Source organism: Paenibacillus favisporus (assembly GCF_040545415.1).
Classification (GTDB): domain Bacteria; phylum Bacillota; class Bacilli; order Paenibacillales; family Paenibacillaceae; genus Paenibacillus_AQ; species Paenibacillus_AQ favisporus.
This window is the reverse complement of the sequence record NZ_JBEPLV010000002.1, coordinates 1,124,347-1,130,543: the sequence shown is the minus strand read 5'-3', so window position 1 is coordinate 1,130,543 and position 6,197 is coordinate 1,124,347. Positions and strand designations below refer to the sequence as shown.

General features: G+C 53.6%; 10 protein-coding genes. 1 reads left to right on the top strand and 9 read right to left on the bottom strand.

Features of this window, described 5'->3' with window-relative positions:
- Positions 1-162 precede the first annotated feature (162 nt).
- From ABID47_RS13080 to rpiA, 4 genes are read right to left on the bottom strand one after another with little or no spacing between them, the layout of a single operon-like run.
- Positions 163-360 carry a YwbE family protein gene (locus ABID47_RS13080; RefSeq protein ID WP_076168389.1) on the bottom strand — a complete coding sequence of 66 codons (198 nt, stop codon included), beginning with the start codon at positions 358-360 and terminating at the stop codon, positions 163-165.
- Complete coding sequence (locus ABID47_RS13075) at positions 357-824, bottom strand: MarR family winged helix-turn-helix transcriptional regulator (protein ID WP_076168391.1); 468 nt, start codon at positions 822-824, stop codon at positions 357-359. The genes ABID47_RS13080 and ABID47_RS13075 overlap by 4 nt, the downstream gene beginning before the upstream one ends.
- A gap of 57 nt (positions 825-881) precedes the next feature.
- Positions 882-1,346, bottom strand: a complete 465-nt coding sequence (locus tag ABID47_RS13070; protein ID WP_116231297.1) for a VanZ family protein — start codon at positions 1,344-1,346, stop codon at positions 882-884.
- A 14-nt stretch (positions 1,347-1,360) separates the two neighbouring features.
- Entirely contained in the window at positions 1,361-2,041 is a 681-nt protein-coding gene (rpiA, locus tag ABID47_RS13065) for a ribose-5-phosphate isomerase RpiA (RefSeq protein WP_251674468.1), read from the bottom strand.
- Positions 2,042-2,153: 112 nt separating this feature from the next.
- On the opposite strand from rpiA, the gene ABID47_RS13060 reads away from it, so the two are divergent.
- The gene (locus tag ABID47_RS13060) at positions 2,154-2,351 is read left to right on the top strand and encodes a hypothetical protein (RefSeq protein ID WP_116231299.1); all 198 of its coding nucleotides are present in this window, start codon (positions 2,154-2,156) and stop codon (positions 2,349-2,351) included.
- Here ABID47_RS13060 and ABID47_RS13055 read toward each other — a convergent pair whose 3' ends face one another.
- From ABID47_RS13055 to ABID47_RS13035, 5 genes are all read right to left on the bottom strand, one after another.
- Entirely contained in the window at positions 2,352-3,254 is a 903-nt protein-coding gene (locus ABID47_RS13055; RefSeq protein WP_354497259.1) for a GNAT family N-acetyltransferase, read from the bottom strand.
- A 25-nt stretch (positions 3,255-3,279) separates the two neighbouring features.
- Positions 3,280-3,960, bottom strand: a complete 681-nt coding sequence (locus ABID47_RS13050; protein WP_354497257.1) for an HAD family hydrolase — start codon at positions 3,958-3,960, stop codon at positions 3,280-3,282.
- Positions 3,953-4,390, bottom strand: a complete 438-nt coding sequence (locus ABID47_RS13045) for a hypothetical protein (protein WP_354497255.1) — start codon at positions 4,388-4,390, stop codon at positions 3,953-3,955. Before ABID47_RS13045 ends, ABID47_RS13050 begins: the two co-directional genes overlap by 8 nt.
- Positions 4,391-4,417: 27 nt before the next feature.
- Positions 4,418-4,942, bottom strand: coding sequence for a GNAT family N-acetyltransferase (locus ABID47_RS13040; RefSeq protein ID WP_116231303.1), 525 nt, complete (start codon positions 4,940-4,942; stop codon positions 4,418-4,420).
- Positions 4,943-5,167: 225 nt separating this feature from the next.
- Positions 5,168-6,085, bottom strand: coding sequence for an EamA family transporter (locus ABID47_RS13035; RefSeq protein WP_116231773.1), 918 nt, complete (start codon positions 6,083-6,085; stop codon positions 5,168-5,170).
- Positions 6,086-6,197: the final 112 nt, after the last annotated feature.

The following is a 6,197-nucleotide window of genomic DNA, read 5'->3' as shown; positions in this document are numbered from 1 at the left end:
TCGATCCGCTCCTTAACTATTATCTTGATTAAAACACAAATGACCCACAAGAGGGTCACTTTTTTCAAAGTGTCCTTCTTATGGGTCACAGTTCATCCCGGCGGGCAGCGGCTGTTTTTCATGCTTCAGTGCGACTGCCAAGATTGTTCCGTTCCTAACACTTTATGGCGTGATAATTTCCTGCACCCGGCCGACCTGCCCGTCTGTCAGCCTGACCTTAATGCCGTGCGGATGCTGGGCGGAATTGGTGAGGATATCCTTCACGATGCCGCGTGTCCTTTTGCCTGTACGCTGGTCCTGCTTCAGTACGATATCGACCTCGAGTCCGGGCCTGATGTTTGCGCGAAGCTGTCCGTTCATATAGCCCCACTCTCCTTGAATTTCCGCTCTGCCGACAATCCGAGCTTGCGCAGCAGCTGAATCGCCTGCATCTTCTCTTCGCTGTCCAGATCTTCCACCGCGCGGACCAAAACCTGCTGATGCTGAGGAAAAATACTCTGGAAGAATGCTCTCCCCTCATCCGTCAGATCTGCAAATATGACCCGCCGGTCGTCCGGCGACGCCTTGCGGACAAGCAGATTCTTTTTCTGCAGCTTATCCGCCACGTACGTAATGTTCCCGCTGGATATCAATACCTTCTCCCCGATTTTTTGCAGTGGTTGGGGCCCTTTGTGATACAGCAGATCCAGGACTCCAAATTCCGTTGAATTCAAACCGTGGCTTTGAATATCACGAATGGAGTGGGCAACTACTGAATTATAGGCGCGGGCAAGGACAATAAATAAATCCAGGGACAATTCATCGTTGCTAGTTTTACCAGCCATGTAAAAACCTCCAAACGCGCTATCTTAATGCTAAGATAATCGAAAGACGCGATGATGTCAAACCTTTGTTCCTCTTTTTGTACCGATCCGTTCCCGCCAAATGCTGGAGATCATCCATCCGATCCACACGCCCGCCGTATTCAGGATCACGTCATCCACGTCAAAGCTGCCGACCCGCAGCAGCATCTGCGCCCATTCCACGACCAGGATGGACGAAACGAAGACGACCGTAAGCACAAGCCACGACTGCAGCTTCTGGATCAGCAGCGGCAGCAGGAGGCCGAAAGGAACGAACACCGCCATATTGCCGAACAAATTGATGATCCATATTTTCGGGGACATGGTCCAGCCATACTGAATGTACAGCCGGATCGTCCGCAAAGGAATCACATTATAATGAAAGGATGAACCCGGGCTCCGTCCGAACCCCAGGAACATCCAATAGAGGAGAAGAAGCGTATAAACGACGATCAACACGGTTAGCAAATTTCGCCATGCAGCGGACAATACCGGTTGTTTCATGAAATGCGCCTGACCTACCGGTTTAACGGACGCTCCATGATTTTAACCGTTCCGTCGCTGCCGGCGATGACCGCCCGGTCCGCCATTCCGATGAACAACCCGTTGTCCACCACGCCCGGAATGTATAACAGCTGCTGATGCAGCTTCGCAGGGTCGGCAATTTCCCCGAAGCGGCAATCGGCGATATAGTTTCCGTTGTCGGTGACGTACAGCTGGTCGTTATCGGTGCGCAGCTGCGGGCTGCATCCGAGCTTCTCCAGCGATCCCAGCGTCCATTCATGCGCAAACGGGATGATCTCCACCGGGAGGGGAAAAGCGCCCAGCGTATTCACTACTTTGTGCTCATCGGCAATAATGATCAGCTGCTTGCTGTGGTAGGCAACGATTTTTTCCCGCAGCAGAGCCCCGCCCCCGCCTTTAATCAGGCTCAGTTCCGGATTGACTTCGTCTGCACCGTCAATAGTCAGGTCCAGCCCGTCCAATTGGTGAAAAGGCACCAGCGGAATCCCTTCCTCGGCCGCCAGCTTCTCCGAAGCCTTGGAGGTCGCCACGGCCTGTATCGTCATCCCTTCCCTGACGCGTTCACCGATTCTCTTGATCGCCCAGTAAGCGGTGGAGCCTGTCCCCAGACCGACACGCATGCCGTCCTCAATGTATTCAACCGCTTTTTCCGCAGCCATTTTCTTCAGATTCATCTTCCTCATCATCTCCTTGGTATAGTGGATGGGCCGATTCGGTTATGGACCTGCCCTTCAAGACTGGTATAATCATCATGGTACCGTAACAACTGCACATGGAGGGTTATCAATGAGAACCGAAAACCAGATTAAATCCAAAATGAACGAACTGCTGATGCAAAAAAAGTCGCTGCTCTCCCGCATCCAATCAGCTGAACCGGACACGCCGGTCCACGCCTCGCTGTCTGCCCAGCTGCTCCGCGTCGAAGACATGCTGACCATGCTGGAATGGGTCTTAAACGAACCCACAGGCAGCTATCATATGTAACTATTCGCCCGCCCGGTCGAATACATACACGATGGAATCCGCCGCCGGCTCGTAGCCGATATTCATGTAAATATGGTTGGACACCGGATTGCTGAGATCCGTGTACAGGCACGTAAACTCGTAATCACTGCTCAGGAGCCGCCGGGTCAGTTCGGCTACGGATGAGCTTGCATAACCCCTGCCGCGCAGCTCGGGTGGCGTGTAAACCAGCGCTACCACGATACCGCGCCGGGTCGGGCGCGATTTTTGGACCATGGAGACCGGTCCCCCATCATCCCAAATATAGAGGGAAGACAAGGTGACTCCCCTTCTGGCAATCCGCTCGGCGTCCTCCTGCGGGACCGGCTCCAGCGCTTCGCGGCTGAAGTCCAGCACCCAATTCGTAATGAGCGGTATATCGTCAGGTCCCGCTTCCCTCAAATGTCCTCCGCTTTCAGGAATAGGGTTAACATTCGTACAGCGGTATATCCGCTGATTCATCCCGACATGGTAGGAGATGCCGGTCTTGTCGCGCCACACCTCCGCAAACATTTGAGCGGTTGACGTTAACCCGATAATGCTGGGGATTTGGGATACCTCACCCTGACGGATGATATAATCCACCGCCTCGCTGCAGCAAGCCCGAAGCTGTTCCGGGCCGCCGACATCATCGCTTGCGTACAGAATCAGATGCGACAGCGTCTGGATGAGTATGAGCAGGGGCTGCTCTCCGCTTTGAACCGTCGCCAGAAACAGCCGGCTGCTTCCCTCCCCATGCCGCGGAATGCCGCCTTCTTCTTTCATCGTGTCTACCAACCGGTACAGAATGCCAAGCGGAAGATTGTTCAGCAGTTCATTCTCAAGCAGCACCGGCTCCGTATGCTCCAAAAATGCTTCCGGATCCTGAAATTGAACGACGTGCATTCGCCTTCCCTCCTTCGCCTCTTGTTTATCCTTTGCCCTGATTTAACCTGCCGATCAGCTCCGCCACTTGAAGCGGCGAGGTGAACCGATAATCGGGAACCGGGAGAAGATTGCTGCTCTGAATCGTTTCAAACCATATTGCACCGCCGATCCGGGTGCCTGCCGCCCGTCCGGCTGCCATATCGGCGTTGCTGTCCCCGATAAATAGCGTATCTTCAGGCATTACGCCGAGCACGGACATCGCCCGATCAAGGCCCTCCCGATCCGGCTTGGGACAGGTAAGCTCATCCCCGGCAAAGCCTACGGTGAAATAAGACCCCATAGCGAGCTTTGCCGAAGAAATGTCGAGCGATCTGCGGCTTTTGCCTGTGATGATGCCCATCGGAATGGACATGTCCTGCAGCCGGTTCAGCATGCCGCGGATTTCTTCCGAAAGCGTGAGCATCCGGTCGTGATATGCGTCATAGATCCGATAGTAGTCGTCAATAGCTTCCGGCAGTGACTCGTGAGATTTCAAAACCTGGCTGATAATGCCTTCCTCTGTCGGTCCAAACCAGGCCATGATCTCTTCGTTGCTGTACTCTTTCGCGGTATACTTGCGGAATACTTCCTGAAACGCGTAAAAAGACAATGGCAGTGTATCTGCCAGCGTACCGTCGAAATCAAACAACACCGCCCGAATCGGCCGCTTTGTCAAGTCATCCACTGACCAGCCCCCCTGACGCGTTTAACTTGTGGTCCAAACGGGCAACAGCCTCCTTCTCCTCTTCGCCGATGACCGCTTCCATGACAGGAGACGCCGTCTTGAGCCGGCCCTTCGCGAGCACGTCCGCCAGCTTAGTCTCCATGATGCCGGCTGCTTCGGACAGCTTCAGCTCCCTTTCCCCGGTTACCCTGCCTAAGTACGCATACATCGTTCCTTGAGGATCCTCATACGAAATTCGATAAATCGGGGTGAAACGGCTGTCCTCCTCTTCATCTAAGCGGCTTGTCACCTGCACCGTATAGGTGTAGTGAATCGGTCTGGGGCCGGGCTGCTTCTTCTGTTCTGCGATGATTTTGGAATTTTTCCAAGCGAGCACGCCCGCCCCGATCATGATGAGAATACCTATTCCGAATGCAAAATACACGAACACTGCCCGTTCACCTCTATTTCCTCTGTCTTACAGCTTCTTGAGCATATGAATGTCTTCCGGCTCCTGCTGATACAGCTCCTCATCCACTTCCTCGGTGAGGTTTCCGCCGTTGGCACGGTAGAAGCCGACCGCCGATTCCGTTTCCGTCGAGGATATGTATAAATAGCTCGCTCCGCGCTCCTTGGCCACGCGGCTCAGCTCGTTCATGATCCGGGTAGCCAGCCCTTGTCTCCGGTATGGCCGGCTGACATACATCAGATCCACCTGCAGCTGGTCTTGGTTGCGGCCTCTGAACCGGTGTCCGAGCACGCCAAAGCCGGCGAGCACTTCGCCGTCGAACGCCCCGTATGCCGTGCCTCCCTGCTCCAGCTCACACCGGAAGCGGTTGACCATTTCATCCGTATGTTCCTCATCCCAGGTCGGACATTCATGTCCCATCGGAACGGTTTCAAGCTGCCCGCCGTTCATTTTGTAAATCCGGTCGATCTGTTCGGACCGGTCGATTTGGCGGATCTTGTCCGCCTCGTTCACATGCATTTGTCTGATAATCATAAGAAATGACCTCCATATTTTTAATGAAATCGAAGCTTTCTTTGATTACCCTAAACAGAAAATGCAGTCATTGCATGAATAATTGCAAATCAACCCCCTTCTTACTGATTCCATTATACAAAAAAAACAGCCTGCGGCTACGCGCCGAGGCTAAAATAAGAAGAGATGTCTACATGTTTACATTACCCTGTACCGTAATGCTTAATCTCGCAGCCCGTCAAAAAGCTAAAGATGTGCGGCGCTTTCCGGTCGTTCATATATCGGCGGGCTTTGCTTCCTTGAAAAGCGGATTTGCGGGATGGCGATGCCGATGAAAATAAGCACGATCCCGAGCCACTGCAGGCTGCTCACATGCTCGTGAACCAGGAGGACGGAAGCGACGACCGCTGCAGGCAATTCGGCAGCTCCCAGGATTGCCCCCGTGCCGGAGCCCACCTTCGGCATACCGATCGCGAAAAAGAGCACCGGAATCAAGATGCCTAGAATGCCAAGAATCAGACCGTATTTCCATAATCCGGCCACCAAAGCCCCATCCCACAAAAAAGCAGGAGAAAAGACGGACAATACGATGACGCCCGAGCCCGTGGTCATGAAGAAGCTTTTATTAAAGGCAGGAACTGTCGTACCGACGCGTCCGCTAACAAACATATATAGCGCAAACGTAAAAGCGGACAGCAGACCGTATACGACGCCTCTTGTGTCCAGCGGTCCGGTACTTTCGCCGATGACGCCTCCAGCGAGCAGGGTCCCCAGGATCAAAATCACGATCGAAATGATCTTGCTGCGGCTTGGAATACGACGATCCGCGGCGGCTTCCATTAATACGCCGATCCATGTGAACTGGAACAGCAGCACAACGGCAATCGAAGCAGGCAGCCGCTCAACGGCCTTGCCGTAAAAGACCGACGTGCCGCTCATGGTAATTCCGACCGCCAGCAATGCGAGCCACTGCTTCGGCGCAATCTTTTTCCGGGAAAAAATAAGCATCAGCACCAGCAGCAATGACCAACCGAAAATATATTGGCCACCAAGCATTTGGCTGACTGTAAAACCTTCCTTCATGCCGACCTTCATAATGGAGGAAAGCACGCCGTAGCTGCATGCACCGATCAGTATGAGCAGCGAGTATTTGAGCTTGTTCAAATGGATAACCTCCTGATGCCAGTACCCGCGCAACAACCAAAAGCCCCCTGTCGGTTAGGACAGGGGGCGAACGAAACCGATGACACTACGGGGTCTTCGTTAAAATTTCGCC

Excerpts from the sequence above, each read along its gene's own strand:
- ABID47_RS13060 (WP_116231299.1), top strand. The coding sequence starts at position 2,154 with ATGAGAACCGAAAACCAGATTAAATCCAAAATGAACGAACTGCTGATG.
- rpiA (WP_251674468.1), bottom strand. The coding sequence starts at position 2,041 with ATGAATCTGAAGAAAATGGCTGCGGAAAAAGCGGTTGAATACATTGAG.
- ABID47_RS13040 (WP_116231303.1), bottom strand. The coding sequence starts at position 4,942 with ATGATTATCAGACAAATGCATGTGAACGAGGCGGACAAGATCCGCCAA.
- ABID47_RS13070 (WP_116231297.1), bottom strand. The coding sequence starts at position 1,346 with ATGAAACAACCGGTATTGTCCGCTGCATGGCGAAATTTGCTAACCGTG.
- ABID47_RS13075 (WP_076168391.1), bottom strand. The coding sequence starts at position 824 with ATGGCTGGTAAAACTAGCAACGATGAATTGTCCCTGGATTTATTTATT.
- ABID47_RS13080 (WP_076168389.1), bottom strand. The coding sequence starts at position 360 with ATGAACGGACAGCTTCGCGCAAACATCAGGCCCGGACTCGAGGTCGAT.
- ABID47_RS13055 (WP_354497259.1), bottom strand. The coding sequence starts at position 3,254 with ATGCACGTCGTTCAATTTCAGGATCCGGAAGCATTTTTGGAGCATACG.